Source organism: Actinopolymorpha sp. B11F2 (genome assembly GCF_040195635.1).
Classification (GTDB): domain Bacteria; phylum Actinomycetota; class Actinomycetes; order Propionibacteriales; family Actinopolymorphaceae; genus Thermasporomyces.
Genome location: NZ_JBEFTX010000023.1, coordinates 1 through 22,996, shown reverse-complemented (window position 1 = coordinate 22,996; position 22,996 = coordinate 1). Strand labels below are relative to the sequence as shown.

Annotated in this window: 19 protein-coding genes, 1 pseudogene and 1 riboswitch; of the genes and pseudogenes, 8 read left to right on the top strand and 12 right to left on the bottom strand. The window is 69.8% G+C overall.

Going from position 1 to position 22,996, the window contains the following annotated elements:
• Nucleotides 1-206 precede the first annotated feature (206 nt).
• Nucleotides 207-743: a COG4315 family predicted lipoprotein gene (locus ABN034_RS30245; RefSeq protein WP_349694392.1), complete on the top strand. Its 537-nt coding sequence runs from the start codon at nucleotides 207-209 to the stop codon at nucleotides 741-743.
• A 50-nt stretch (nucleotides 744-793) separates the two neighbouring features.
• Here ABN034_RS30245 and ABN034_RS30240 read toward each other — a convergent pair whose 3' ends face one another.
• The 4 genes from ABN034_RS30240 to ABN034_RS30225 form a co-directional block, all read right to left on the bottom strand.
• Nucleotides 794-1,711, bottom strand: a complete 918-nt coding sequence (locus ABN034_RS30240; protein WP_349694391.1) for a hydroxymethylglutaryl-CoA lyase — start codon at nucleotides 1,709-1,711, stop codon at nucleotides 794-796.
• 6 nt (nucleotides 1,712-1,717) lie between these two features.
• On the bottom strand, nucleotides 1,718-2,602 hold the full coding sequence (locus ABN034_RS30235) for an enoyl-CoA hydratase/isomerase family protein (RefSeq protein WP_349694390.1): 885 nt from the start codon (nucleotides 2,600-2,602) through the stop codon (nucleotides 1,718-1,720).
• Nucleotides 2,603-2,615: 13 nt separating this feature from the next.
• Entirely contained in the window at nucleotides 2,616-3,143 is a 528-nt protein-coding gene (locus ABN034_RS30230; protein ID WP_349694389.1) for a PH domain-containing protein, read from the bottom strand.
• Between the two features lie 88 nt (nucleotides 3,144-3,231).
• Nucleotides 3,232-4,074 carry a biotin--[acetyl-CoA-carboxylase] ligase gene (locus tag ABN034_RS30225; protein WP_349694388.1) on the bottom strand — a complete coding sequence of 281 codons (843 nt, stop codon included), beginning with the start codon at nucleotides 4,072-4,074 and terminating at the stop codon, nucleotides 3,232-3,234.
• 234 nt (nucleotides 4,075-4,308) lie between these two features.
• Here ABN034_RS30225 and ABN034_RS30220 point away from each other — a divergent pair, with 234 nt between their 5' ends.
• Nucleotides 4,309-4,551: a hypothetical protein gene (locus ABN034_RS30220; protein WP_349694387.1), complete on the top strand. Its 243-nt coding sequence runs from the start codon at nucleotides 4,309-4,311 to the stop codon at nucleotides 4,549-4,551.
• 238 nt (nucleotides 4,552-4,789) lie between these two features.
• Here the strand turns inward: ABN034_RS30220 and ABN034_RS30215 are convergent, their stop codons facing one another.
• From ABN034_RS30215 to ABN034_RS30205, 3 genes are all read right to left on the bottom strand, one after another.
• Complete coding sequence (locus ABN034_RS30215; RefSeq protein WP_349694386.1) at nucleotides 4,790-6,079, bottom strand: alpha-L-fucosidase; 1,290 nt, start codon at nucleotides 6,077-6,079, stop codon at nucleotides 4,790-4,792.
• Nucleotides 6,080-6,405: 326 nt separating this feature from the next.
• Nucleotides 6,406-6,777, bottom strand: a complete 372-nt coding sequence (locus tag ABN034_RS30210; protein WP_349694385.1) for a hypothetical protein — start codon at nucleotides 6,775-6,777, stop codon at nucleotides 6,406-6,408.
• Between the two features lie 650 nt (nucleotides 6,778-7,427).
• Entirely contained in the window at nucleotides 7,428-10,082 is a 2,655-nt protein-coding gene (locus ABN034_RS30205; protein WP_349694384.1) for a phosphoenolpyruvate carboxylase, read from the bottom strand.
• A 256-nt stretch (nucleotides 10,083-10,338) separates the two neighbouring features.
• On the opposite strand from ABN034_RS30205, the gene ABN034_RS30200 reads away from it, so the two are divergent.
• The 5 genes from ABN034_RS30200 (at nucleotide 10,339) to ABN034_RS30180 (ending at nucleotide 17,643) form a co-directional block, all read left to right on the top strand.
• Entirely contained in the window at nucleotides 10,339-12,084 is a 1,746-nt protein-coding gene (locus tag ABN034_RS30200) for an acyl-CoA carboxylase subunit beta (RefSeq protein ID WP_349694383.1), read from the top strand.
• Nucleotides 12,085-12,118: 34 nt separating this feature from the next.
• Nucleotides 12,119-12,367 (top strand): acyl-CoA carboxylase subunit epsilon, encoded by a 249-nt coding sequence (locus ABN034_RS30195; RefSeq protein ID WP_349694382.1) that lies wholly within the window; start codon nucleotides 12,119-12,121, stop codon nucleotides 12,365-12,367.
• A 178-nt stretch (nucleotides 12,368-12,545) separates the two neighbouring features.
• On the top strand, nucleotides 12,546-14,060 hold the full coding sequence (locus ABN034_RS30190; RefSeq protein WP_349694381.1) for an Nramp family divalent metal transporter: 1,515 nt from the start codon (nucleotides 12,546-12,548) through the stop codon (nucleotides 14,058-14,060).
• A 67-nt stretch (nucleotides 14,061-14,127) separates the two neighbouring features.
• A riboswitch (cobalamin riboswitch) is annotated at nucleotides 14,128-14,357 on the top strand.
• A 45-nt stretch (nucleotides 14,358-14,402) separates the two neighbouring features.
• Nucleotides 14,403-16,685: a 5-methyltetrahydropteroyltriglutamate--homocysteine S-methyltransferase gene (gene metE, locus ABN034_RS30185; protein WP_349694380.1), complete on the top strand. Its 2,283-nt coding sequence runs from the start codon at nucleotides 14,403-14,405 to the stop codon at nucleotides 16,683-16,685.
• Between the two features lie 28 nt (nucleotides 16,686-16,713).
• Nucleotides 16,714-17,643: a helix-turn-helix transcriptional regulator gene (locus ABN034_RS30180; protein ID WP_349694379.1), complete on the top strand. Its 930-nt coding sequence runs from the start codon at nucleotides 16,714-16,716 to the stop codon at nucleotides 17,641-17,643.
• Between the two features lie 54 nt (nucleotides 17,644-17,697).
• Here ABN034_RS30180 and ABN034_RS30175 read toward each other — a convergent pair whose 3' ends face one another.
• Entirely contained in the window at nucleotides 17,698-19,044 is a 1,347-nt protein-coding gene (locus ABN034_RS30175) for an ADP-ribosylglycohydrolase family protein (RefSeq protein ID WP_349694378.1), read from the bottom strand.
• Nucleotides 19,045-19,163: 119 nt separating this feature from the next.
• Here ABN034_RS30175 and ABN034_RS30170 point away from each other — a divergent pair, with 119 nt between their 5' ends.
• The gene (locus ABN034_RS30170; RefSeq protein ID WP_349694377.1) at nucleotides 19,164-19,790 is read left to right on the top strand and encodes a Maf family protein; all 627 of its coding nucleotides are present in this window, start codon (nucleotides 19,164-19,166) and stop codon (nucleotides 19,788-19,790) included.
• 9 nt (nucleotides 19,791-19,799) lie between these two features.
• Here the strand turns inward: ABN034_RS30170 and ABN034_RS30165 are convergent, their stop codons facing one another.
• From ABN034_RS30165 to ABN034_RS30150, 4 genes and pseudogenes are all read right to left on the bottom strand, one after another.
• Nucleotides 19,800-20,552, bottom strand: coding sequence for an SDR family NAD(P)-dependent oxidoreductase (locus tag ABN034_RS30165; protein ID WP_349694376.1), 753 nt, complete (start codon nucleotides 20,550-20,552; stop codon nucleotides 19,800-19,802).
• Nucleotides 20,553-20,596: 44 nt separating this feature from the next.
• Nucleotides 20,597-21,469, bottom strand: coding sequence for a fumarylacetoacetate hydrolase family protein (locus ABN034_RS30160; RefSeq protein ID WP_349694375.1), 873 nt, complete (start codon nucleotides 21,467-21,469; stop codon nucleotides 20,597-20,599).
• Nucleotides 21,470-21,529: 60 nt separating this feature from the next.
• On the bottom strand, nucleotides 21,530-22,333 hold the full coding sequence (locus ABN034_RS30155; RefSeq protein ID WP_349694374.1) for a sugar phosphate isomerase/epimerase family protein: 804 nt from the start codon (nucleotides 22,331-22,333) through the stop codon (nucleotides 21,530-21,532).
• Between the two features lie 471 nt (nucleotides 22,334-22,804).
• Nucleotides 22,805-22,996 (bottom strand): annotated as a pseudogene (locus tag ABN034_RS30150) (hypothetical protein); the annotation flags it as partial.

Sequence of the window (22,996 nt, the reverse complement as noted above, 5' to 3'; positions counted from 1 at the left end):
CTGATGGTAAGCCGCGATGCCGACAACGTCCCGCCCACCTGGTCGGGCGGTCTGGCGGCCGGCAACTGGCCGGCGGCTGCCGGGCCCGATCGTTTGTTCGATCGGAAGAGACCGGTTGCCCGCAGCCGCCGATGGGTAACTTCTCATCGGCACGAGAACGGCGAGCGCCGGTCCGCGCGGCCGGCCACGGGGGAGGTCGTTGCGTCGTGGGAAAGTCCTACCCGCTTCGGGCGTCGGTCCGGCTGGGCGGCGTTGCCGTCGCGCTGGCCGCCATGATCATCGGGTGCACCGGCGGGGGAGCCGACAAAGATGACGACGGAGTGGCTGTGACCAAACCAGCCGTCCGGGTGGTCGACGCACCGGAGATCGGCAAGATCGTGGTCGACTCCAAGGGCATGCCGCTCTATGTCAATGACGTCGATACCGGGCGCAAGATCGTCTGTGGGGGAGAGTGCGCGATGACGTGGCGGCCGTTCGCCGTCACGAGCGCGGCCGTCCCGCTGAAGCTTCGCGGCGTCAACGGCAGCTTCGGCACCGTGAAGCGGTCCAACGGCACCTTCCAGCTGACGCTGACCGGCCACCCGGTCTATACGTACACCAAGGAAGGGACGCGGGGAACGGCGAAGGGCAACGGCATGACCGACACGTACCAGGGCAGGAAGTTCACCTGGCACGTCGTCACGGCCACCGGGCGCGTGGAGCCCGCGGGCTCCGCGAGCCCGTCCGCAACGCCAGACCGCTGACCGAGCCGCGCCGCGGTGGACCGTTCGGCGCGGCGCGCTTCGGCGCGGTGTTACCGGGCCGCCGGCACGGTACGGCTGCGCGGCCCGGCCCGCAGTACCTGGGACGGGAGCTGACGGCCGACCAGCCGCTCCGCCTGGGCGGCGACGTCGAGCAGCCGATCGAGGTCGACTCCGGTCTCGACGCCCATGTCGGCGAGCATGTGGACGAGCTCCTCGGTGGCGATGTTGCCGCTCGCGCCCGGTGCGTACGGACAGCCGCCCAGTCCGCCGACACTCGCGTCGAATTCGGTGACGCCGATCTGCAGCGCTGCGAGGACGTTGGCGAGCCCCGTCCCCCGCGTGTTGTGGAAGTGCAGCGCCAGCGGAGTGTCGGGCAGGGAAGCGCGGGTGGCCTCGACGAGGCGTTCGACCCGGGTGGGCGTGGCCATGCCAGTGGTGTCGCCGTAGGCCAGGGAGTCCGCTCCCGCGGCGACGGCCGCCCGGGCAACGGACAGGACCTGCTCGAGGAGGATGTCCCCGTCGTACGGACAACCCCACGCGGTGGCAACCACGACCTGGCAGGTCGCTCCGCGTGCGTGGGCGAGCGCGACGATCGGGGCGAGCCCGGCGAGGGACTCCTGGGTCGAGCGGTTGAGGTTGGCGCGGTTGTGTCGGTCAGAGGCCGACACCACGACCTCGAGAGAACGTACGCCGGCATCCAGTGCCCGCTCCGCTCCGGTGAGGTTCGGGACCAGCGCGGAGTAGTCGATGTCGGGATCCTTGCTGATCAGCTTCCACACCTCCGTTGCGTCCCCCATCGCGGGGATCGCCCGAGGATGGACGAAACTGACCGCCTCGATCCGCCGCAGCCCGGTCGCGGACAGCGCGTCGATGAGCCCGACCTTGCCTTCGGTGGGCACGGGATCCTCGTTCTGCAGGCCGTCCCGTGGTCCGACCTCACGGATCGTCACCCGCTCAGGTAGCCGCATGCTGGCTCACCTCCCGGTACCAGTGTCCCCCGGCCACCTGGTGTCTTCTGGCCAACGGGTATCTCCCGGCCAACGGGTATCTCCCGGCCAACGGGGCGGGCGCTTCTCGTTGAACGCGGCGATGCCCTCTCGCCGGTCGGCCGAGAACGCCGTCTGGCGCCACGCGGCGTCCTCGATCTCCAGCCCTTCGGCGAGCCCGGCGGCCGCACCGAGTCGGAGGGCCCGCTTCGCGCTGCGTACGCCGACCGGGGAGTTGCCGGCGATCTGCCGCGCCAGGTCGACGGCGGTTTCCCGTGCCTGGCCCGGCGGCACGAGGCGGTCGACGAAGCCGAGCCGTTCCCCCTCCGCCGCCTCGACCCGCCGGGCGGTGACGATCAGGTCGAACGCGCGTGACCAGCCGATCCGGCGCGCCAGCAGCTGCGTACCACCGCCGCCAGGCACGAGGCCGACCGACACCTCGGGCAGCCCGAAGATCGCGGTCTGGTCGGCCACGATGAGGTCACCGGCGAGCGCCAGCTCGAACCCGCCGCCCAGCGCGTAACGGTGCACGGCGACGACGACCGGCACCGGGAGGTCCAGCAGCCCGCCGAACGCCGCCCGCATGATCGGCCGCTGCGCCCACAGGTCGGCGTCGGTGAAGTCGCTGCGCTCCTTCAGGTCCGCACCGACGCAGAACGCCTTCTCACAGGCGCTCGACACCACGACCGCCCGGACACGGCGATCTGCGGCGAGGTCGGCGGACGCGCGCCCGATCGACCGGGCGAGGTTCGTGGAGAGCGCGTTCAGCGCCTCCGGCCGGTCGAGAACGAACTCCGCGACGTTGCCGGCGTCGTCGAGGCGCCGCAGCCGCACACCGTCGTAGGCCGCCTCGTCGTACGTCCGCTCCCCCATGCCGGCAAGTCTCTCAGGTCACCCGCCGCCGCTCGGGGACCTCATCGTCGTCGGCCTCCCGGGCGAAGACGAGTTCGGACAGGGTGCGCTGGACCTTCTCCACCTGCGGGACGTCGGGCAGGACGACCTTGCCCTGCTCTCCCGCGGACCAGATGACGAGCGTTCCGCAGCCGAGCATGCGGTCGAGGAGCCCGCGCTCGCTGGAGACGTCGTTGACCCGGGTGAGCGGGATGTCGCGGCCGGTACGCGTGATGACGCCGTGCCGGGTGATGATCCGTCGGTCGGTGACGGCGTAGGTCGAGGCGAGCCAGGTGAGCAGTGGCCAGATGGCGTAGACGAGGGCACCGATCACGGCGATGGCGACGAGCCCGATCCGGATCCACTGCTGGTACTCGCTCGCCGGGATGAGCGCGACGACGATCACGGCGGCCACCACCGTGGCGAGCAGGAGAAGCACCGGACCGATCATGATCTTCCAGTGCGTACGCATGCTCATGACGAGTTGCTCGTTCTCCCCGAGCAACTTGGCTGAGATGCCCATCGGTGCTCCTCACAGGTGTCGGCGAAGGTGTCCGCACGGGTATCTGCAGTGCGTGACGGTCAGGCGAATCATGCCCGACGTCGGCGGGTCAACGCACGTGGACGACGTCGCCCGCGCCGAGCGGCCGGTCACCGGCGGCGGTTTCGACGACCAGCCGGCCGTCGGAGTCGACTTCGCGGGCCAGTCCCCCGACCCACCGGTCGGGTCCGATCTGGACGCGCACCCGGCGGCCGATCGTGGCGCAGCGCCGGAGGTAGGCCTGGCGGATTCCGCCGCCGGCCCCCTCCGCGGGGTCGCCGTGGGCGTCCCGCCAGGCGCGGTAGAGCGTCTCGAAGGTACGCAGGAGCGCGATCAGCAACGTGGAACGGTCTGTGTCGGCCGCTCCGGCGAGGCGCAGGGAGATGGCATGGTCGTCAGGCAGTTCGTCCGGGGCGCTGGTGACGTTGAGGCCGATCCCGACGACCGCCGCCGGATCTTCGGGGATCTCGATGCGTTCGACCAGAATTCCGCAGAGCTTTCGTTCGGCCAGGAGGACGTCGTTCGGCCACTTCAGCACGGGTCGTACGCCAGAGACCGCGGCGACGGCCTCGACGACCGCACAGCCGGTGAGCAGCGGGAGCCACGGCCAGCGGCCGGCCGGCACGGCGTCGCCGGGGCGGAGCAGGATCGAGAACGTCAGACCGGAGCGGGGGGCCGAGGCCCAGCCGCGATCCAGGCGGCCGCGCCCGGCACTCTGGTGCTCGGCGACGAGGACGCTGCCCTCCGGGGCGCCGGCGAGCGCGCGGGTGCGGAGTTCGGCGTTGGTCGATCCGATCTCGGTCACGACCTGCAGGTCGCTCACGAACCGGCCCGGTCCGGTGAGGGCACGCCGCAGCTTGTCGGCGCGCAGGGGCGGCCGGTCGAGGTCGACGTACGGCGAGCCGGAAGGCATACGGCCAGCCTATCGACGCGGTCGGGTCACTTCTGTCGCTCTCCTCCTGGTCGTGGAATCGCTCGACGGCTGCGGCTGCAGGGCGAGCCTTCAAGATCATCAGCGGGTTTGTGGGGTACATCGGGGCGGCCCGGTGCCCATCTTCTTAGCAGTAGGTCAACCGTGAGCCGACCTGCGTCGGGATGCTGTGGACATCGCTCGCGGCTGCCAGCGCATTTCGGGCACTCTGGCGTGATGGCTGCGCCCACGGTCCTGCCCGAGCCGCTGTTGACACGGCCGTTCACGCTCGCCGAGGCGAGGAACTCGGGTGTCTCCCGGGACATGCTTCGGGGCCGGCGGCTCCGACGGCCGTTTCGTGGCGTGTTCGTACCCTCGAGCCTTCCCGACACAGTTGAGACGAGGGACAAGGCGGCCCGGCTGGTCCTGCCCGAGACGGCGGTGCGACCTCGGCTGGATCGTGCTCGTCGTCACCGCTGACGACCTCGCCATCCGGCCATGGGACGTCCTATGCCGAGTGCAGAAAGCCTTGATCGCCCGAGGCCATCCAGACCCAACCCTGTCAAAGCTGTGGCGTACGCACTTCCCGCGCCGGCACAGATCACGGCTCGAGGCGGCCGAACCGTGGGTGGCGGAAGGGTCCGCGTACCCACCCGAACCGATTCCAGCCGAACTCCGGTGGCTCGACTGAGAAGCGCCTGCGCTGGGCTACTGCCGATCAGGACAGGAACAGCTCCACGACGGGGACGAGTTCGTTCGGGCGCTGGATCGGCAGGTCCAGCGTCACCGTTCCAGCCGGGATACCGCGCAAGGAGGTGTTGCCGTCGTCCTCTGAGCCGGCATACTCCCGCCACCGGACCTCTGAGGCATCGTGGAGCAACTGCGCGTACTTCACCCTTCCTGCCAGCCCCGGCAGGTGCACGTGCCGGAACGGCCAGGCGAACAGGTGCAGGTAGAGCCGGTTCCCCCGTTGGGTGTAGCGCGCGTCGGCCGGAGGGGTGAACTCCGAACGGCCCGCGCCGTAGATCGCCCGCCCGTTCCGCCTGGTCCAGCGCCCGATCTCCTCCAGCGTGGCCAGAGCCCGCTCGTCGAACTCCCCGCGCCCGGTGGGGCCGACGTTCAGCAGCAGGTTGCCGTCCTTCGACACCGAGTCGACCAGCATCCGTACGAGCAGGTCGGGCGACTTCCAGTCGAGGTTGTCCCGGTCGTACCCCCAACTGCCGTTGAGCGTCTGGCACGCCTCCCACGGCACCTCCCGGCCGTCGATGGTCGGCGCAGTGTGCGGTTGGAACTGCTCGGGTGTCGTGAAGTCGCCGGGGTAGTCGAGCCGGTTGTTGATGAGCACGTCCGGCTGCAGGCCGCGGACCAACTTGACGAGCGCCTCGGAGTCCCAGTCCTCGCGGCCCTTGCCGGGCAGGCCGTACGCCTCTCGTCCCGGGTAGGAGAAGTCGAACCACATCACGTCGACGTCGCCGTAGCGGGTGAGCAGTTCCTCGACCTGCCCGTGGAGGTACGCCCGATAGACCGCGATGTCGCGTTTGCCGGGCTCGGTCTCGCGGGCGCGGTAGTCAGCGTCCTCGATTCTCGGGTGCATCGTGTCGACGGTGTAGTGCGGGTGGTGCCAGTCGATCACCGAGTGGTAGAAGCCGACGCCGAGGTCCTCCGCGCGGAACGCGTCGACGAACGGGCGCAGCAGGTCGCGCCCGGCGGGCGTCTTCGTCGCCTTGTAGTCGGTGAGGTCGGAGTCCCACAGGCAGAAGCCCTCGTGGTGCTTCGTGGTGAGCACGGTGTACTTCATGCCGGCCCCGCGCGCCGCCTGCGCCCACACACGCGGGTCGTAGAGATCGGGGTCGAAGTGGTCGAAGTAGGGCTGGTACTGCTCGTCGGTCAGCTGCTCCCGCTTCTTCACCCACTCGTGCCGGGCCGGCAGGGCGTAGAGCCCCCAGTGGACGAACAGCCCGAACCGGCGTTCGCGGAGCTTGTCAACTGACGCTTGCGGTGCCGGCATGGTGGAGACCCTTCTCGCGCGGTGCGTTTCTTAGGTCAGATGTCTATCCATATATCCGAGCCGATCGCAAGAGGCGGGGCATTGCCGATGCCGGCACCTCAGCCCTTGGATGAGGGACACCCTGCGCCGAGCCGCCCTTGGATGAGGGGCACCCTGCGCCGAACCGCCTTTGGATGAGGGGCACCCTGCGCCGAACCTATGGGCGGAGGGGCACACTCATGCGAACGGCGACTGGGCGCGGCGGCGAATGACCACGCTGAGCATGCCTGTCGGCGCAGGACAGGGGTCGATGCACGGCCCGGGCACCACAGGCATGCTCAGCGTGGTCATTCGCCACGGGGCGCGCCCTGCGCCGAGCCGCCCTGATGCGCCCGCAGGACCTTGAGCGCTGCCACGGTCGCGTACCCCCGCCACTCGAGGGCGCCGGCCGGGGAGTGGGAGGTGAAGTCGACGATCCACCCGCCGTCGTCCTGCTGGAGACTCGCGAGCCGCCGCAGGTCAGTGGCGATGACGTCGTCGCTCAGCGCGGCGCGGAGGGGACCGTCTGGCAACGGGGAGAAGTCCAGCGGCCGCAGGGCCTCGCCCTCGATCCCACCCTCGACCGGCAGCGTTCCCGTGTCCGGAAGCAGCCGGCTGAGGCGGTCCAGCTCGGTCGCGGCCTCCGGGCGTACGTCATGGATCGCGTCGAGGAAGCACAAGACGTACCGGAGCTCGAGCGTGCCGCGCGGACCGTCACGGCTGGTGACGCGCCGCAGGCAGAAGTCGGTGGCACGCGCAAGCCACCGATGGTCGCGGACCGCCGGATCCTGTCGCGCGACGCCGTGGGCGGCCGCGACGACGGCCGCCGTGATGTGCAGCGACGAGGCGGACGGATCGGCCTCGGCCCAGAACGGCGCCGACCCCGCGCGGGCGGTGAGGGGCAGCGCGAACGGCAGTCCCCCGTCGGGCAGGTCACCGATGCCAGCCAGTCACACAGGTGGCTCGCCACCTCGCTCGTCCCGCGCCCCACCTCCTGGAAGACCTCGAAGGCGTGCAGCGCACCCGCCGGTTGGCTCTCCGGCGACCGCAGGTCCGGCTCGAGGCCCCAGCCGAAACCACCGTCGTCGTTCCGGTACGCCGTGACAGCAGCGAGGAGCGCCTCCGCCCTCCCCTGGCCGGTGATCAGGTCGAAGCGCCGTCGGTCGAGCAGCCGGGCATGGGTCGTCATGAAGGCCGCGGCCCGGTCCAGGTCGATGTCGAGATCGATGTCCATGCCCGTCATGCTGCCCGGGGCGGACGGGTTCCCACTTGAACGGATCGGACACGCCGGGCACGGGCAGCGCGGCCCGCGACGAGGGCCTGGTGCGGCTCAGCCGGTGTTCTGCAGACCGGCCGCCACGCCGTTGACGGTGAGGAGGACCAGCCGGCGAAGGCGCTCCGCCTCGCCCTCCGACAGCGTTTCCGTACGAAGGACTCGGAACGCCCGGAGCTGGAGGTACGACAACGCGTCCACGTACGGATTGCGCAGCTCCACCGCGCGGCCCAGCACGCGGCGGTTCTCCAGCAGGCGTTCGTGGCCGGCGACGGCGAGCACCCAGTGCGTGGTCCGGGCGTGCTCGTCGAGGACCTGCTCGGCGAGATCGGGCCGGCGGCCGAGCTCGAGATAGCGTCGGGCGATCCGGGCGTCGGTCTTCGCAAGCGACATCTCGACGTTGTCCAGCGTCACCGCGAACAGCGGCCACTCGGCGTACGCCTGGCGCAGCGCGTCGAGGTCGCCGACGGCCTCGAGTCCGGCACCCACGCCGTACCACCCGGTGAGGTTGACCCGCGCCTGTGTCCAGGCGAACACCCACGGGATGGCGCGGAGGTCCTCCAGTGAGGAGACCGCGAGGCCGCGCCGCGCCGGCCGCGAGCCGATCGGCAGCTGCCCCAGCTCTTCCACGGGGGTCACGGCGGTGAACCAGTCCGCGAAGCCGGGGCTGCGGACCAGCCGGTGGTAGGCCGCGCGTGCCGCGTCGTCCATCGTGCGAGCAAGCCGGGCGAACCGCTCAGCGGCGTTCGCGGTGCGCTTCTCCACGGTCGGGGTCGACGCGAGGAGGGTCGCCGCGGCGACCTGCTCGATGTGCCTGCGCGCGATGACCGGGTCGCCGTAGCGGGCGAAGATGACCTCGCCCTGTTCGGTGAGCTTGAAGCGCCCACTGACCGAGCCGGGCGCCTGCGCGAGCACGGCACGGTTGGCCGGTCCGCCACCTCGGCCGAGGGCGCCACCGCGACCGTGGAACAGGGTCAGCCGAATGGAGTTCCGGTCGGCCCAGGCGGCGATCGCGGCCTGCGCGTCGTAGAGCGCGAGCGTCGCCGACAGCGGACCGGCGTCCTTCGCGGAGTCGGAGTAGCCGAGCATCACCTCGTAGCGGCGCCCGGTCTCGGCGAGTCGCGCCTGGACCGGATCCAGCCCGAGCGCGTCGTCGAGCACAGCCACCGCCCGGCGAAGATCGTCCTCGGTCTCGAAGAGGGGTACGACGTCGAGTGCGAGCGGTCGGTCGTCCATCGCGTACCGCGCCAGCTCGTAGACCGCCGCGATGTCCTCGCAGGACTGTGTGAAGGACACGACGTAGCGCCGACACGCGTCGGCGCCGAAGCGCTGCTGGATCTGGGCCATCACCCGGAAGACCGCGAGGACCTCCTCGGTCGCGGCCGAGAGCTCACCACCGGAAGGCAGCGCCCGCAGCTCGGCGAGGGCATGGCTGTGCACCTTCGAGTGCTGGCGTACCTCCAACTCGGCCAGGTGGAAGCCGAACGTCTCGACCTGCCAGATCAGGTGTTGGAGTTCGCCGTACGCCTGCCGCCGGGCGCCCGCCGCCGCCAGCGACGACTGGACGATCCGCAGCTCGGCCAGCAGCTCGCCAGCACTGCCATAGGCGAAGTCGGCGTTGCGCTGCCGGGTCGCCGACAGCTTGCGGGCGGCAAGGAGCATGACCTGCCGGTGCGGCTCACCCGGCGAACGGGTCGCGGCGTCCTCGGCCAGGTCGGGGAAGGCGGCCCGGGCGTCGGCCAGCAGTCGGCGTACGGCAGGGGCGGGCGGGGTGGTCTCGGCGTCGGCCGTGAGCGCGCGGCCGACGCGCTCGCAGACGCGTTCGAGGGCACGGAGCACGTGGTCGGCCTGGATCGCCATCGCCCGCTGCGTGAACGCCGCCGTCACGAACGGGTTGCCGTCGCGGTCTCCGCCGATCCAGGACCCCAGCCGGACGAACGCCGGCACCTTCGGCGGCTGCGTGCCCGCCGCCTCGCCGGCGAGTTGGTCGTCGAGCTGGCGGTAGGTGGCCGGCAGCACCTGGAAGAGCGTGTCGTCGAACACCGTCATCGCCGTACGCACCTCGTCCAGCGGCCCGGGCTTTGTGGTCCGGATCTGGGAGGTACGCCAGAGCAGGTCGATCTCCTCCAGCAGCCGGCGCCGGTTCTCGACCAGCTCACCGGCGCCCAGCTGGCTGTCGCGCGCGGAGAGCAGGCCCGAGATGCGCCGGATCGCCGACGCCACGGCCCGGCGGCGCGCCTCGGTCGGGTGCGCGGTGAGGACCGGACGGAACTCCAGTCCGTCGAGCAGGGCCAGTGCCTGCTCCTCGCCGTACTGCGCGCTCACCTCAGCGACCGCGGCGGCCATCGAGTCGCGGACCGGTTGGTCGCCGGTGTCATAGGCGCGGAGGGCGCGGACCCGGTGGTACTCCTCGGCGAGGTTGGTCAGATGGAAGTAGCAGGTGAACGCCCGAGCGACATTCTCGGCGCGCTCCAGATCCCAGGACGCGACCAAGGCCTCGCTCGCGGTGGCCGCGTCTTCGGCCGCGGCGTGATCATCATGGTGTGCGGCGATCGTCAGCTCGCGGAGCCGCTCGACGTCGGCGAGGAGGGTGGGGCCGCCGTACTCCTGCAGGACCTGGCCCAGCAGCTCACCGAGCAGGCGGACGTCGGCCCGCAGTGGAGCCGGGACCTCGAAGCGCGCGTGCACGCGGGAAGGCGGAGTGGTGGGCATGTTCGCAAGCGTAGTCCGCCCTCTCCCCCACCCCCGTCCCGCACGGACGCTCCCATCCCGTGATCATGATCGTGATCATGAACGTTTTGGGGCTCTATGGCCCCGATTCTCTTCATGATCACGGAAGGTGGCGCGTCGAAGGACCGGCGGACCGCCGCATTTCGGGTATCAGGGGAGTAGCCCCGCCACGGCTGTACGTGCCGCCCGGCGGAGTAGGCTCGCTGGCCGGATCGACATGTGTGGGGAGGACCGACGAATGGGACCCGGGCAGCCGGAGACCGCAGCCGGGTCGGCGAGCGAGCCGGGTGAGGGTGAGACGAGTCAACCCAGCGACGATCAAAAGGGGACCGCCGGCCCAGGTACGACCGCCGACGCCGCCGGCCCCGCCGCCGGCAACGACGCCAACGGCCAGGTGGACACCCCCAGCGACATCCACACGACTGCTGGCAAGCTCGCCGACCTCGAACTCCGCCTCGACGAGGCCATCCACGCCGGCTCCGCCCGCGCGATCGAACGCCAGCACGCCCGCGGCAAGCTCACCGCCCGCGAACGGATCGCCCTCCTTCTCGACGAGGGTTCCTTCGTCGAACTGGACGAGCTGGCACGCCACCGCTCCACGAACTTCGGCCTGGAACGCAACCGTCCCGCAGGCGACGGCGTGGTCACCGGCTTCGGCACGGTCGCCGGCCGCCAGATCTGCGTCTTCAGCCAGGACGTCACGGTCTTCGGCGGCAGCCTCGGTGAGGTGTACGGCGAGAAGATCGTCAAGGTCATGGACCTCGCCCTCAAGACCGGCTGTCCGATCGTCGGGATCAACGAAGGCAGCGGTGCCCGGATCCAGGAAGGCGTGGTCTCGCTCGGCCTCTACGGCGAGATCTTCCGCCGCAACGTCCTCGCGTCCGGGGTGATCCCGCAGATCTCGCTCATCATGGGCACCTGCGCGGGCGGGCACGTCTACTCCCCCGCGCTCACCGACATCACCGTCATGGTCGACCAGACCTCGCACATGTTCATCACCGGACCAGGCGTGATCAAGACGGTCACCGGGGAGGACGTGTCCTTCGAGGACCTGGGTGGCGCGCTGGCGCACAACTCCAAGAGCGGCAACGCCCACTACATGGCGACCGACGAGCACGACGCCATCGACTGGGTCAAGACGCTGCTCGCCTACCTTCCGCAGAACAACCTCGAGGAGCCGCCCGCCTACGCCGCCGAGGACCCGGCGCCTGCGGTCAACGACGAGGACCGCGAGCTCGACACCCTGATCCCGGACTCCGCCAACCAGCCGTACGACATGCACACGGTCATCGAGCACGTCCTCGACGAGGCGGAGTTCCTCGAGGTGCACCCGCTCTTCGCACCCAACATCGTCTGCGGCTTCGGCCGCGTCGACGGACGCACCATCGGTGTGGTGGGCAACCAGCCGTTGCAGTTCGCCGGCTGCCTCGACATCGACGCCTCGGAGAAAGCCGCGCGGTTCGTCCGTACCTGCGATGCGTTCAACATCCCCATCCTCACGTTCGTCGACGTACCGGGGTTCCTGCCGGGTACCGACCAGGAGTGGAACGGCATCATCCGCCGCGGCGCGAAACTCATCTACGCCTATGCCGAAGCGACCGTCCCGCTGGTGACCGTCATCACCCGCAAGGCCTACGGCGGTGCGTACGACGTCATGGGATCCAAGCATCTCGGCGCCGACGTCAACCTCGCCTGGCCGACCGCCCAGATCGCGGTGATGGGTGCACAAGGTGCCGTGGAAGTGTTGTACCGCAGGGAAATCGCGGGTACCCAGGATGCGGCCAGCGCCGATGCGGTGCGGAAGAAGCGGATCCAGGAGTACGAAGACGCGTTGGCGAACCCCTATATCGCTGCCGAACGCGGCTACGTCGACGCCGTCATCTTCCCGCACGAGACCAGGGTCGAGGTGGTCCGGGCGCTGCGCCTGTTGCGGAACAAGCGCGAGACCCGGCCGCCACGCAAGCACGGCAACATCCCGCTGTAGTGTCAGATCCACCATGAACGGCGAGGAGCGAGCGATGGCGACGCCCGTCGAAAACGACGACGAGCCGCTGTTCCAGGTCGTCAAGGGAGACCCGACGCCGGCGGAGTTCGCCGCACTCGTCGCCGTGATCTCGGCGAAGCTCGAGACCGGCGCGGCGGATCAGCAGCCGGACGACACAGCCACCTGGCACGCCGCCCCCCGCTGGGCGGCGTACTGGCGAAGGACCCGCCAGCCGCTGCGGCCCGGTCCGGGCGCCTGGCGGGCGAGCGCCCTTCCCCGCTGAGGCGATCCCGCATCGCGAAGCACCCCAGGGCCTTTCCGCGGCGACCGCAACGTTTTCGCACACGAGCTGAGCAATTCCGGCCGTCGTCCCTCTTGTCACGACACGGGCAGGAGGACCACTATCTGGTGGGATGCGACGGGTACCGTCGCCCGTCGCCGTGGAACCGCGGAGGCTTGCCATGGCCGAAAGCGTCGAGACCACCGGTACCGCACAGGCCACCCACCCGCTGGGGGTGAGCCGCCCAGATCTCGCAGTCGCCGATCTCCCTACGCCTGAAGAGGTTTTCGGCGTACGCAGGATCGGGTTTCGGGAGCTCGTCAAGTTCGCGATCGGCCCGAGCCTCATCGCGCTCGGCATCTCGATCGGCAGTGGTGAGTGGTTGCTCGGCCCGCAGGCGGTCGGTACGTACGGCTTCATCGGCGTCGGCTGGGTCATCACGATCTCCGCGCTGCTGCAGACGTTCTACAACGTCGAGTGTTCCCGCTATGTCGTGGCGACCGGCGAAGTTCCCGTCGTCGGTTGGGGGCGGGTGCCGCCCGGCTGGATCCTGTGGGTGCCGCTGTCGGTCTTCGTCATCATCTTCGCGTTCATCGCCGGTGGTTGGGCGGCTTCCGCGGGCCAGGGCGTCTACGCCCTCGTGCACGGAGAGATCGCGGCGAGCGGCGCGGAAGAGCCACGGATCTACGCGATCCTGCTGCTCGTGGTCGTCTTCCTCATCACCGCCACAGCCCGGCGGATCAGCCGGGCGCTCGAGCTCGCCAACTGGATCATGGTCGGCACGATCCTCGTCCTCCTGCTGATCCTCGACCTGCTGCTCGTGCCCGCGAGCCTTTGGTGGGAAGGGATTCGCGGCTTCGTCACCCCGGCCGCCCCACCTGCCGGCATCACCGCCACCGAACTCGGCGGCCTCGCGGGCTTCACTGCCCTCGCGTCCGGGCTGAACTGGTACATCATGAGCCACTACCGTGACAAGGGCTACGGCATGGGCCACCGGGTCGGTTTCCTGAGCGGTCTGCGTGGCGACCGGAACGCCGTCCTCGCGAGTGGCATCACGTTCCCCGACGACGCGAAGAACCGTGCCCTGTGGCGGCGGTGGTACCGCCTGCTGCTCACCGACATGTGGGGCGTCTTCTTCGTCGGTGCGATGCTCGGCATGCTTCTCCCCACTCTGTTGATGGCGCGCGCGGTGGAGATCCGGGGCGAAGGGCCGACCCCCGAGACCGTTCCGACGTTCGTCGCCGATGTCCTTCGCGGCGAGTACGGCACGTTCGTCTTCTACGTCGCGTTGCTCATGGGCGTCTTCGTCCTCTTCAGCACCCAACTGGGCATCTTCGAGGCGATGGTACGAACCACCACGGACGCCTCGCATGCGACGAGTTCGAAGCTGCGCGCGTGGATCGAGGGCGATCCACGGAAGTTCTACTACCCGTTCATGATCCTGCTGCTCGTGATCATCAGCATCGTCATCCACCTGGCGCTGCCGGTCGGCCTTGTCCAGTGGTCGGCGAACATGGCGAACTTCGGCGCCCTGATCTATCCGTTCATGCTGATCTATCTCAACAGGCAACTGCCGAAGCCCGCACGTCCGCGCCCCTGGCACACCGTGATCCTGCTGTTGAACGTCCTGTTCTTCGGCTTCTTCTTCGTCAACTTCGTCGCCGACCTGGTAGGCGAACCGCTCATCACCTTCTGACAAGGGAGCTGCCGAGACCCGCCCTGTGCTTCGGCCGGGCTGCAACGGTCCGTGGGCCCTGGGCGCTATGGTCGTAGGTGTGGTTGGTTCGCTCGACCGGCACGACCCTTCGTGACCGGCCGGGCGAGGTGAGAGGGAACCCGGTGGGATTCCGGGACTGCCCCGCAGCGGTGAGTGGGAACGACCGCCGTACGAACGCACTGGGCCGACATCATCGGTCGCCTGGGAAGCGACGGCCAGTAGGCAGAGCGCAGAGCGCCCACGAGTCCGAAGACCTGCCGACCGCCCGCGCGCCGCCCCGGCGTCGCGGTCCGCTATCTGAGTTCCCGAGGGAAGGACTCCATGGCAGTACGTACGACCGTGCTCGGATATCCCCGGATCGGCCCACGCCGCGAGCTCAAGCGCGCGGCGGAGGCGTTCTGGGCGAGCCGATCCGATGCCGAGACTCTTCACCAGACCGCCGTCCAACTCCGCCGGCAGACGTGGGAGTCGCTGCGCGACGCCGGCGTCGACGACATCCCGTCCAACACCTTCTCGCTCTATGACCACGTGCTCGACCAGGCGGGACTGGTCGGCGCGATCCCGGAGCGGTTCACCGGCCTGGAGGGGCTCGAGCGTTACTTCGCGATGGCCCGTGGCACCGCCGGGGTGCCGCCACTGGAGATGACCAAGTGGTTCGACACCAACTACCACTACCTCGTGCCGGAGCTCGGCCCGGAGACGGCGTTCCGGCTCGACCGCGACGCCGCTCTCAAGCCGGTCGTCGAGTACCGCGAGGCGGCAGCGCTCGGAATCGACACCCGCCCGGTGCTCCTCGGCCCGGTCAGCTTCCTGCTGCTGGCGAAGCCTGACACTGAAGCGCCCAAGGGGTTCCGGCCGCTCGACCTGCTGCCGGGCCTGCTCGACGTGTACGCCGACCTGCTGGCGGAGCTGGCGGCCGCCGGGGCGACCTGGGTGCAGCTCGACGAGCCGGTGCTCGCCGCCGACCGGACACCCGAGGAGATCCAGGCCGTCCGTACGACCTACGACCGGCTTGGCGGCCTGCCTCCACAGCGGCGACCCAAGCTGGCCGTGGCCACGTACTTCGGCGCGATCGGCGACGCACTGCAGACTCTCGGTCGTACGCCGGTGGAGGGCGTTGCGCTGGACCTCGTGACCAGCCGGGCCGACGTCGAACGCATCGCCGGCGCGGGACTCGCGCGGAAGACGCTCTTCGCCGGCCTGGTCGACGGCCGCAACGTCTGGCGTACCGACCTCTCCGGCGCTCTCGCCACTGCCGCCTCGCTCCTGGGTTCGGTCGGCGAGCTGGTCGTGAGCACCTCGTGCTCGCTGCTGCATGTCCCGCTCGACCTCGACCTGGAGCGAGGCCTGCCGGCGGACCTTCGCGAACGGCTGGCGTTTGCCCGGCAGAAGGTCGCCGAGGTGGTCCTGCTGGGCCGCGCGCTGCGGGAGGGGCGGTCCGCGATCGAGTCGGAGCTTTCCGCGGCCACACGCGCCCGCGCGACGGCCCGGCAAGGTGCGGTTGACGCGCGGGTGCGAGCCCGGATCACCGCGCTGGGCGAGGGCACGCCACGAGGCGACTTCGCCTCCCGGGCGGCCACCCAGAAGGCGGTGGGGAACCTGCCGTTGCTGCCCACGACGACGATCGGGTCGTTCCCGCAGACGAAGGAGATCCGCGCCGCACGGGCCGATCTGCGGGCGGGTCGGATCTCCGCGGCCGACTACGACGCCGCGATGCGGGCAGAGATCGACCGGGTGATCGCCCTGCAGGAGGATGTCGGGCTGGACGTGCTGGTCCACGGCGAGCCCGAACGCAACGACATGGTGCAGTACTTCGCCGAACGCCTCGCCGGCTACGCGAGCACCGATCATGGCTGGGTCCAGTCGTACGGCAGTCGTTATGTCCGGCCACCGATCCTCGCAGGGGACGTGTCACGGCCCGAGCCGATGACGGTGGAATGGACGACGTACGCACAGTCGCGGACGACGAAGCCTGTCAAGGGAATGTTGACAGGCCCGGTGACCATGCTCGCGTGGTCCTTCGTCCGCGACGACCAGCCGCTCGCCGACACCGCGAAGCAGGTGGCGCTGGCGCTGCGGGACGAGATCCGCGACCTGGAGGCGGCGGGCATCCGCTACATCCAGGTGGACGAGCCGGCCCTGCGGGAGCTGTTGCCGTTGCGAGCAGCGCAGCAACCGGACTACGTCGCGTGGGCGGTGGCGGCGTTCCGACTGGCGACGTCGGGGGTCTCCGACGGCACCCAGATCCACTCGCACATGTGCTATTCGGAGTTCGGGGAGATCGTCGACACCATCGACGCGCTCGACGCCGACGTCACCAGCGTGGAGGCGGCCCGGTCCCGGATGGAACTCGTCGCCGACCTCGCACGGGCGGGCTACCAGCGAGGTATCGGGCCCGGGGTGTACGACATCCACTCGCCCCGCGTGCCGAGCACCGACGAGATCGAGACCGCGCTGCGGCTCGCGCTGGAGGCGGTGGAGGTCGACCGGCTGTGGGTCAACCCCGACTGCGGACTCAAGACCCGCGGCTACGCCGAGGTCGAGCCGGCGCTACGGCACATGGTCGAGGCCACCCGCCGGGTGAGGTCCAGCCTGTCCACCTGAGATCCCGGACGGCCTAACCTGTCTGTTCGTGACATGCCGTGTGGTCGTCCGGATCGGTCCGGAGGTGGCGCACTACCCGCCTGGCGCCACCTTCGGACCACGGACGCTGGTCGACTACGAGTTCGTCTGGCTCCTCGCCGGGAGCGCGCGCTGGACCTGCGACGAGCCCGACAGCACGCGCCCGGAACCGCCGACGCACCGCCACCTGCGACCCGGCACCCTGCTCCTCGCCCGCCCGGGGATGCGGGACCACTTCGCCTGGGACCCGACGCGGGCATCGCTGCATGCGTTCGTCCATTTCCGGGTGGTCGAAGCTGATCTCGACACGCTCGGACCACCGGAAACCTGGCCGATCTCCCGGGCGCTGACCCCGGCCGACCCGCTCGCGGCACTGTGCCGGTACTCCCTGTGGCTTGGCCGGGGAAGGGCTCGCGGGACCCAGCCGGGAACCACGCGCACGGGCCAGAACGACCGCACGACCGACGTCCTTGGCTTCCTGCTCGACCTGTTCGTCCGTGGTCCCGTTCCGGCCGATGACGAAGGCGACGAGATCCATCCGTACCTCGCGCGGCTCGCCGACCACCTTCGTCGGACCTGGCGTGGCGGTGGGACCACACCGCTCGCGCTCACCGAGATGGCCGCTGCGGCGGGCATATCCACAGGACACCTGAGCCGGTTGTTCCGGGCGGAGTACGGGATCGGACCGGTCGCGGCGATCGAGCTGGTCCGGCTGGCCCGGTCGGCCACCCTGCTCCAGCGCAGCAACCTCACCGTCGGAGCGGTCGCGAGCGCGTGCGGCTTCGCCAATCCGTTCCACTTCTCCCGCCGGTTTCGCGCGGTGTACGGCGTCCCGCCGCGCACCTACCGCACCGACCGGGGCTCCGACGATCCACTCGCGCCGCTCACCCCGGCCGGCCTCCTGCCCATTGCGCACCGCCTGCTCGTCGACGACGCGTAGACGTGGCCCGACCAGACCTGGTCAGGGGGAGGACCTGGTCAGGGGAGGACCTGGTCAGGGGTGAAGGACGCGCTGGGAGGAGTACGTACGAGCCAGTGCGAAGGTCCGTTGCGCAACGTCGCGGATGCTGCTCCGGTCGAACCCGTAGAGACCGCTGCGCAAGGTGTCGGCAAATGGCGAGGTCCAGTGCCGCGGCAACCCACCCCTTCCCACGAAGGCGCCGGCGACCGAACCCACCGTCGCGCCATTGGAGTCGGTGTCAAGGCCGGCTTGCACGGTCAGCCCGATCGCCCTGGTGTAGTCGTCCTCGGCGTAGAGCAGGGCCAACACGCAGGCTGCGGCGTTGTTGATCGTGTGCACCCAGTGGTAACGGCCGTAGCGTTCCCGCAGTTGGGTCAACGCGTCGTCCCAACCGACCTTCGAGTCCCGGACCCAGACCGCCCAGGTGAGCGCCTCGACCAGCCGGGTCCGCTGCGGCACGTGGTTGATCGACTCCTCGACGGCCTCCCGCAACGTCCCGGCCGTGAACGCCGCCGCCACCAGCGCGGCCGCCCACATCTCGCCGTAGATCCCGTTGCCCACATGGGAAAGCGCCGCGTCCTCGAACGCCATCAGGGCCGCGTCCCGCGGCCGGCCGGCGCACACGTAGCCGAAGACGTCGCCCCGGATCTGCGCTCCGATCCACTCGCGGTACGGATTGTCCATCACGGCGGCGACGGACGGGTCGACGCCGTTGACGAGGTTGCGGTAGGTCGCCCGCTCAGCGGTGTAGGTGAGGTGGTACGGAAGCCGCAGGAGCCATTCGGCGGCCACGTCGGCGGTGGTGAAGTCGAAGCCCTTCGTCTCCAACAGGTGCAGGCCGAGCAGTGTGTAGTCGAGGTCGTCGTCGCGCGGTACACAGGTGATCCGTCCCTTGGTCGTCTGTGTCCAGCACGGGTTGAGGACGTAGCCCTCGGGCATCGGGTCGAGCCGCGTCACGTAGTCGCGGATCGGGTAGTTGTGGGTCTGTTCGAGGTAGCTGCGCAGGCGTTCGGGCGTCCAGTGCTCGCCGTTCTCGACGGGTTTGCCGAGGCAGTTGCCGGCACACCTTCCGAGCCACGCGGCCTCGATCCGGTCCCGCAACTCGGCCGCACCGATCGGCCGCTGGCCGCGGCTACGGATGCGCGTCGGCGGGAGTTCGGCCTCGATCTCGGCCTTGGTTGAGGGTTCGTGGTAGGGCCATTCCGCGGACTGTTTCAGCTCGGCCATCTGGTCGAGGAGGAGACGGGCGCGGGTGACCGTCATCTCGCCATGGTCGGCGTCAAGCTGGGCTTGCACAGCCGCCACGTCATATCCCGACTCGATGCGTTGTTCGATTTCGTACGCAAGAACGGTCGGAAGGTCAGCCGGCTCTTTCTCCACAGGTCTCCTCAGGGGCACAGATCTTGCCGACGTGACCCTACCGAGTCCGCGGGGTGACCGCACGCGACACTACCGACACGGACAGCAGGCGTCAGGGCGACCCTCGTAGGATGCGGCCCGTGCCCCATCCAAAGCAACCCAACCACCATCGCCTTGTCCTCGCCTCGGCCTCACCAGCCCGGCTCGCGACGCTGCGGGCCGCCGGTATCGAGCCCACGGTGATCGTGTCCGGGGTTGACGAGGACGGTGTGGCAGAAGAGAGCGCGGCACAGCACGCACTCACACTCGCCTGCCGCAAAGCCCTTGCGGTGAAGGACAATCTCCCGAGTGAACCGGCCCTCGTCATCGGCTGCGACTCGGTCCTGGAGTTGGCCGGCGAGGTCCTGGGCAAGCCGGGGACGGCCACCGAGGCTGTCCGCCGGTGGCGTCAGATGCGCGGTCGCGCCGGCATCCTGCACACCGGGCACTGCGTTGTCGATGCCGTTTCCGGACAGACTGCCGCTGCCGTCGGCTCGACCGTCGTCCACTTCGCGGACGTGACCGACGCCGAGATCGAGGCGTACGTAGGTACCGGCGAACCGCTCGCGGTCGCGGGCGGGTTCACGATCGACGGACTCGGCGGTGCATTCGTCGACCGGATCGAGGGCGACCACCACAACGTGGTGGGGCTCTCCCTGCCCCTGCTCCGGCGCCTGCTCGGCGACCTGGGGGTCAGGTGGCCGGACCTGTGGACGAAGGGAACCTGACGGCTTTCGTCACGTCCGCGGACGAAGGCGGAGGTTCTGCATCCCGCCGTCGACGAAGACCTCGACGCCAGTGCTCGCACCGGCCGCGGGCGACGCGAGATAGACGATCGCCGACGCCACTTCGTGTGGGGAGACCAGCCGGCCCATCGGCTGGCGGGCCTCCAGGGCCTTGCGCTCGGCGACGGGATCGTCGGCCCGGTCGAGCAGCCGGCCGATCCACGGGGTGTCGGCCGTGCCCGGGTTGACGCAGTTGACCCGGATGCCCTCGTGGACATGGTCCGCCGCCATCGCCATCGTCAGCGAACGCACGGCCCCCTTGGACGCGCTGTAGAGCACGCGCTGCGGGATACCCGCCGTCGCCGCAACGGAGCAGGTGTTGACGATCGCAGCCGACGGCGACTTCCGCAGGTGCGGGAGCGCCGCCCGGCTCACCCGGGCCATCCCGACCACGTTGACGTCGAGGACACGGTGCCATTCCGAGTCGTCGTTGTCGGCCACCGTGCCCTGAGCCCCGATGCCGGCGTTGTTGACCACGATGTCGAGCCGGCCGAACTGCTCGACGACCGTCTCGATCGCCGTGCGGACGGACGCGTCGTCGGTGACATCGCACTGCACCCCGACGAGCGGCTCCCCCACCTCCTTGGCGTTGAGGTCGAGGCAGGCGACCTGCGCGCCTCGCGCGGCCAGGAGCTCCGCGACCGCCAACCCGATGCCCGACGCACCGCCGGTGACGGCCGCTGCCAACCTGTCGAAATCACCCATCGCCTTCTCCGCTGTACGTTCCGGTGGTCCGGTGGTGGCGCCGCTCAGGCCTCGACCAGCCGCTGCCGCTGCCGCCCGAGCCCGTCGATCTCCAGCTCCATGACGTCACCCACCTGGAGGTACGGGAAACGCCCGGAAAGCGCGACACCCTGCGGCGTTCCCGTGTTGAGCAGGTCGCCCGGCTCGAGGACGAGGTACTGCGACAGGTGCCAGATGAGATAGGCCACGTCGAAGATCATGTCCGTGGTCGTGGAGTCCTGGCGTACGTCGCCATTGACATACGAACGCAACCCCAGCTTGCCCGGCGTCACCTCGTCGGCCGGCACGAGCCACGGGCCGAGCGGGTTGAACGTCTCGGCGCACTTGCCCTTCGACCACTGGCCGCCGGACTGTTCCTGCTGGAACGCCCGCTCCGACACGTCGTTGGAGACGACGTATCCGGCCACGTGGTTGAGCGCCTGTTCGGGCGAGTCGAGGTAACGCACCCTCTTGCCGATCACCACACCGAGCTCGACCTCCCAGTCGGTCTTCTCGGCGACACGGGGGATGCGTACGTCGTCGTACGGGCCGACCACGGTGTTGGGGTGTTTGAAGAACAGAATCGGCGTGTCCGGCGGCGGCGACCCGGACTCGGCGGCGTGGGCGGCGTAGTTCTGGCCGATGCACAGCACGGCCGTCGGCCGGGCAATAGGCGCACCGATCCGCAGGCCGCTGCCGTCGCCAGGGTCGTCGAGCGCCGGCAACCCGCCATCCGTGACCGCGGCCCGGGCTCGGCCGATCCCGTCGTTCGCCAGGAAGTCGCCGTTGATGTCGCCACCGGTGTCACTGGTCAGCGACGAGAGGTCGAAGAGCCTGCCGTCATCGGTGCGTACGGCGGGGCGCTCCTCACCGATGTTCCCCAAGCGCAACAGCTGCACGTCAATGCCTCCTTGACAGGTGAGGGTGGAGCCACGGGCACGGAGTGCGGGCGCCTACGGTCAGGCAGCCCAGGTGGAGTGGCCGTGCGCGACCAGCCAGTCGCCGCCGGCCTTCGCCACGTCGAACGGATCACCGGCGGCCTCGTCGAGCTCGATCACGTGGTAGCCGACATTGGTGCCGGCAGCGATCGCGGCGACGTTGTCGACCGACCCTTCGCCGACCGCCGTCTGGAGCTGGTCGCGGACGCCGGGGCCGTCCTTGACGTGCAGGGTGAACACCCGGTCAACGTAGGACGTGATGACCTCGGCCGGGTTCTGGCCCGCCGTGTGCGCCCAGTAGACGTCGACCTCGAGGAAGACCCGCGGGTCGAGGTTGCTCACCAGGAGGTCGTAGGCGGGCGTGCCGTCCTCGACGGGCTGCCACTCGAAGTCGTGGTTGTGGTAACCGACCTTGACTCCCCGGGACTCGGCGCGAGCCGCCGCGGCGTTGAGCCCCTCGGCGAGCAGCTTCACGCCCCCGGCGGTGGCCAGCGCCTTGCCGTCGACGCCGGCGACCGCGCCCGGAACCGGGGCGATCAACCGGTCGGTGCCGAGGATCTCCAACTCGTCGTAGACCGCATCGGCCTCCTCGCCCGCTGACACCGATCCGTGCACCGCCACGACCTTGAGGCCGTTGGCGTCGAGCTCGGCCCGGAACGTGCGCGCGTCGGCCAGCCGGTCGGCGACATCCCGTTGCGCGTTGCCGATACCGAACGCCTCGACGGCGCGGAAACCCTGCTCGGCCGCGCGGGCAAGTGCCGCCGCACGGTCCGCGGCGAGTGCGTCGCGGACGGTGTAAAGCTGGAGGGCGAGGGGTGTCGCCATGGTTGTCACGCTCCGTTGTGGATGAGCTCGTGGTTGACGAGCGCACAGACTGCCGGTCCCGCCCATCCTGCCTGAGTGCCCGCGGACCGAATGCACCGTCCCAGTGCCTGAGACGTCACGTCCGGTCGAGGACGTACGTACGCCCAGGTCAGCGGCCCACCGAAGGGTCCCCGCCAAGCTCATGGCGGCGGGCGGCGAGCCCACGTGGCGCACGCGACGGCCTCAGGGAGACCTTGACCTTGATGCCCCGGTCAGCGGACCCGAAGATGTTCGCGGGTCCTAGCTCGGCGCCGGTGTCTTGGATTGACTTGGATCCACGTCCCCCAACCCCCGATCCGCCGCTCCTGCCGATGTCGTGCCGACTGGGGCAGAGCCGATGAGGGCCGTGACCGATCAAGCCGGACCGACTGGTGGAGCGGAACCTGGTCGGTCGAACGCCGTCAGGTCGGTACCGGCTCAACCGGTACCGGCTCAACCGGTGCCGGTTGAGCCGGTGCCGGTTGGCGGGTGATCGGTTCGGTGGGGTCGGTGGTGGGCGGTGGTGGGCGGTGGTTCGGGGTCGACGGTGTAGGTGTGGCCGAGAGGGCTTTGGGTGGTGAGGTGGCCGGGTTGGTTCTGGGTCCACCACCAGCCGCCTTCGTGTTTGGCGCGATGGTGTCTACG

Coding starts and splice junctions, on each gene's coding strand:
- ABN034_RS30190 (WP_349694381.1), top strand. CDS start 12,546: ATGGCCGAAAGCGTCGAGACCACCGGTACCGCACAGGCCACCCACCCG.
- ABN034_RS30220 (WP_349694387.1), top strand. CDS start 4,309: ATGGCTGCGCCCACGGTCCTGCCCGAGCCGCTGTTGACACGGCCGTTC.
- ABN034_RS30205 (WP_349694384.1), bottom strand. CDS start 10,082: ATGCCCACCACTCCGCCTTCCCGCGTGCACGCGCGCTTCGAGGTCCCG.
- ABN034_RS30240 (WP_349694391.1), bottom strand. CDS start 1,711: ATGCGGCTACCTGAGCGGGTGACGATCCGTGAGGTCGGACCACGGGAC.
- ABN034_RS30165 (WP_349694376.1), bottom strand. CDS start 20,552: ATGGGTGATTTCGACAGGTTGGCAGCGGCCGTCACCGGCGGTGCGTCG.
- ABN034_RS30195 (WP_349694382.1), top strand. CDS start 12,119: ATGGCGACGCCCGTCGAAAACGACGACGAGCCGCTGTTCCAGGTCGTC.
- ABN034_RS30215 (WP_349694386.1), bottom strand. CDS start 6,079: ATGCCGGCACCGCAAGCGTCAGTTGACAAGCTCCGCGAACGCCGGTTC.
- ABN034_RS30155 (WP_349694374.1), bottom strand. CDS start 22,333: ATGGCGACACCCCTCGCCCTCCAGCTTTACACCGTCCGCGACGCACTC.
- metE (WP_349694380.1), top strand. CDS start 14,403: ATGGCAGTACGTACGACCGTGCTCGGATATCCCCGGATCGGCCCACGC.
- ABN034_RS30230 (WP_349694389.1), bottom strand. CDS start 3,143: ATGGGCATCTCAGCCAAGTTGCTCGGGGAGAACGAGCAACTCGTCATG.
- ABN034_RS30200 (WP_349694383.1), top strand. CDS start 10,339: ATGGGACCCGGGCAGCCGGAGACCGCAGCCGGGTCGGCGAGCGAGCCG.
- ABN034_RS30225 (WP_349694388.1), bottom strand. CDS start 4,074: ATGCCTTCCGGCTCGCCGTACGTCGACCTCGACCGGCCGCCCCTGCGC.
- ABN034_RS30235 (WP_349694390.1), bottom strand. CDS start 2,602: ATGGGGGAGCGGACGTACGACGAGGCGGCCTACGACGGTGTGCGGCTG.